Below are 3,743 nucleotides of genomic sequence, written 5' to 3' on the forward strand. Positions count from 1 at the left end.
CCAAAACCGCCGCTGCCTGAACGGGTCAGATGCCGCCCTCGATACGAAGGCCATCCGTCAAAAGCGCGGGCGTCACCGTGCGGAGAAAATCGCGCTTACTTTGCAGCGGGCTTCCGTGATTACAAGACCGGCGGGAACGAGGTCGAAATGTCGCGCGATCAAAGAGTGGTCAAAAACCTTTCCGGGATGTTGGAGAGCCGGAACGCGACTCCGGGAGAGGCCGCTTTAATCGTCTCGCGCGATCGAGATGCCCGGATCGGTTGATGCCGCTCAATTGCGCGCATCAAGCGAGCAGCATCGTCCGAACCGGAACTTACGACGAAGGCTGCGGACGCGTCGACGAGGGTGATCCATCGCCAGCATACCTGCTCGCTGGCCTTGCTGTAACATTATAGCTGGTTCAAAATGGCTTTCGCTTACAAGAGAGTCGCTTGCGCGATCGCAACCAAGCCGAGCGCCAATCGAACTTAGCGATAACCGAACACAGCCAACCCGCTGTCACGAGCTCGCCGGGGACATTTCTAGCCTTCAGCACCAGGGGCCGGGCGAATTTCGTTGCTTTCAACTCGACACGGGTGCTAGAATCTTTCAATGGACATTCGGCATCTGCGGTATTTCGTGGCGGTAGCTGAGGCCTTAAGTTTTGCGAAGGCCGCGCGCGACCTGCACATGAGCCAGCCTCCCCTATCGAAACGTATCGCCGATATGGAAAATGAGCTCGGCGTACGTCTGTTTGATCGTTCAAGCAAGCACGTAAGCTTGACCACGGCCGGCCAAGCTTTGTTGCCCCAAGCTCGCGCGGCAGTTGGGGCATTCGATTGCGCGATGCGTGTTGCGCGTTCTGCATCACCAAACAAGTCGAGGCGCTTGCGGATATCTTTGCCCCCTGAGACCTCTCGCAGCGTCATTCTCGACGTGGTCGATCACCTGCGTCGGGAAAACGTGCAGGTAAACATGGTTGAGGCAAGCACCGCCGAACAGCAGCGGCTGCTGTCCGCGGGCGAGATCGACGTTGCGGTGTTACGGCAGCCATTCGGTGCGCGTGGATTGAGGGTGTCGGCGTCGTTGGGTCAGAAGTTCGGCGTGCTGATGCAGGCCGATCACCCACTAGCCAAGCGCGAGAAGCTGCAATTGGCGGACCTACGCTTGTATCCACTAGTCATATTTAATCGCGATCTCGCCCCGGGCTTATACGACGAGATGTTGGAGCTTTGTCGGGCCGGCGGATATGTCCCTCCGAGACTCCTTCACGGTGTGAGGACGACCGCGGCCCTCCTGACCGCGGAGCAAGCGGTGACATTCACAACCGAAAGGCATCTGAAGCGACGCGGACAGGAAGGGTCAGGGGAACTGACTTGGAAGCCGCTCGCGGGTTCGCCGCTCCATTGTTGGACGTCGGCCGTTTGCCGCTCCCAAAATTGGGATCGCCTCACACGGCTCGCAGTTAACGCGATCCTGGACTCGCTGCAGGAACATGAGGGCTGGGTTCCGATGCCCCGCCCTGGCGTAAAACGTCCTTCGGCAAGCCGCGCGGGCAAGTCAGCGGGCGCCGGCGCACGAGATCACCACGGCAATCCAGCCCCGTGAGATTAACGCCTTAGGAACTCCGCAGCACCTCTCCGCAGGGCAGCGTGGATGGGTGGCTTGAGGCCGACTTAGCATCTGGCGCCATTGGTCGATCTAGCTGGTATTTCCTAATTCGGCACTGCGGCTGACGATCCAAAAGATTTGGGCGATCCCTGCTCTTCCGTCAGCTTACTCATGCCATATCCGAACGTCGCATCGAGGTCGTCAAGGAACTTGGCAACTTCGATTTGGGTTTCCGACTCGCTCCAATTCAGCGGGCCCGCAACCGCGCTTGTGACCTTGCGAACGGTGGCCGGCTCAATCCGGTCAAACCACGCTACACCCAATCGGCGGAAGAAAAGGTCAGAAAGGGTGCGAACCTGCTCTTTGGAGAGGATTTGACGCAATTGCTGATGCGCCCTCGCATCGTTCTCGCATAGCTTCCGCAGGAAATCTCGGTCAATGGCGGCATGCTCCCGCGGGATTTGCCGCCTATTGTCGTCAACGTTGCCGATCAACCGTTCGACCGCCTCTCGGACCTGCCTGCCCGCAGATCTGTGGGACGTCAAGGGTCCACCGGTCAATGCAAGCATCCCAGCCAAGCCCTCCTTGGAGAATTCGTGCAGCACCCGGTTGCGATTGCCCATCGGCAGATCTTCATCGAACGTCAGCGGCCGCACGCCAGCCCACGTTTGCACAACGTGTGAGGCGTTTAGCGCCTGCGAAGGAAACAGGCGATTGGCCTCCGCCAGCAGAAACTCGACCTCCGCCTCATTGACGAATACATGCTCCTTGTCGCCTTCGTACAGCGTTTCCGTCGGTCCAAAATAATGATGATCCCCCCAGGGCAAGCAATAGAACGGTTCGCCTTTGGAGTTGAGAGTGGCAATGCCGATCGATCTGCACTCTTCAGGCATACGCACGAGGATATGAGCGCCCTTCGTACCCAGAACACGGTTCGAGGCGCGAGGATTGGCCACGTGCACGATGTCGTCGATCCAGATTCCCGCCAAATTCACAACTACTGGCGCTCGAACCTCGACATTTCCCTCGAGAAGAATGCGCCAGTCGCCGTCTTGCGTCTTTGTACAGGACATCACGCGCGTGTAGTTCAGCACCGTCGCACCCGCAGCTTCCGCGTCGAGTACTGCGTCGACGCAGATACGTTCGGGCCAAACAAATGAGTATTCGCGGTAGGAGGCAGCGGACTTTAGCTGACCCGGCGCGCGCAACAAGCGCAGCATCGGAGCACGCACTGCTTCATCGTGCGGGAGCATGGAATAGTCGAATGGAACACCACCGATGTTCATCGCACCTAGCAGCCCGAAAGCTGCGCGAACCTGCCATTTGGCGTAGGGTCCGTCTTCGTATATCGGAAAGTGAACCGTAATCGCGCTCACCCGGTGCGGTTCAGCACGTACAAGTTCGGTGCGTGCTGTGACTGCTTGACGGGCCATCTTCAATGCAGTGGCAAACTGCTGGGGTCGTTGAACGAACTCCCACAGTGATCGACCTGGTGCAAAGTAGCGTAAGCCGCAATGCAGTAACCGGCTCGACCGCGAAGAGGCGCCTGACCCGAAATCGTGCTTGTCAACACCCAGCACCGAATAGCCAGCCGACGCGAGCTCTCGCAGGGCGGCAGCGCCGTTGATGCCTAATCCGATAACGACAGCGTCATACCGCCTGCCCTGCAATTCAGAAAGCTGACTGGCCAACTTGCAACTCCTCTTTTTCCGGCATCTCGGAGCACGCGCCTGCCGCCAGAGCTTACCTGAACCCGCCTACCGTGCGCGTTACATTCGAGATTGCGGGCGGGCGCCAGACGCGGCGTCAGGACCTCCTGTTCGCGACGGCAAGATAAATGTCTCTCGGGCGCAGGTTAAGGCGAAGCCGGCTCAATAGCCAACAGCCAACATCGTCGCGATTTAATTCAAGCCCGCGCTCTTCTTTAACTCGTCCTTCCGGACAAGAGCTCTCAACAGCTCTTGTCCGATGGTTTGCTCTACGTCCCGCCGAGCACTAACTGCTCAGACCGGCAAAAAAACAGTAGCAGCGAAGGCGTTTCACACCATCGACTTCTAGAAGAGTCGCTGGTCTGAATCGGTCAGGCTCCAGATTTCGAATCGTCGACCATTCTTCTTTTCGACGGATCGAACAAGTTTAACGTGTGCCGTTAA

General features: G+C 58.3%; 3 protein-coding genes. 2 read left to right on the plus strand and 1 reads right to left on the minus strand.

Annotated features, from left to right (window positions below):
- Together IVB48_RS33115 and IVB48_RS33120 are read left to right on the plus strand one after the other, a co-directional pair.
- Window positions 1-264, plus strand: a 264-nt coding sequence (locus IVB48_RS33115) for a hypothetical protein (RefSeq protein ID WP_247406746.1), incomplete at its 5' end; no start/stop codon positions are given.
- Between the two features lie 327 nt (window positions 265-591).
- Window positions 592-1,587, plus strand: a complete 996-nt coding sequence (locus IVB48_RS33120) for a LysR family transcriptional regulator (protein WP_247406749.1) — start codon at window positions 592-594, stop codon at window positions 1,585-1,587.
- Between the two features lie 107 nt (window positions 1,588-1,694).
- Here IVB48_RS33120 and IVB48_RS33125 read toward each other — a convergent pair whose 3' ends face one another.
- Window positions 1,695-3,281, minus strand: coding sequence for an FAD-dependent oxidoreductase (locus IVB48_RS33125; protein WP_247406752.1), 1,587 nt, complete (start codon window positions 3,279-3,281; stop codon window positions 1,695-1,697).
- Window positions 3,282-3,743 lie beyond the last annotated feature (462 nt).

Origin of the sequence: Bradyrhizobium sp. 76 (assembly GCF_023073025.1) — a bacterium.
In the GTDB taxonomy this organism is placed as follows: domain Bacteria; phylum Pseudomonadota; class Alphaproteobacteria; order Rhizobiales; family Xanthobacteraceae; genus Bradyrhizobium.

Coding starts and splice junctions, on each gene's coding strand:
- IVB48_RS33120 (WP_247406749.1), top strand. CDS start 592: ATGGACATTCGGCATCTGCGGTATTTCGTGGCGGTAGCTGAGGCCTTA.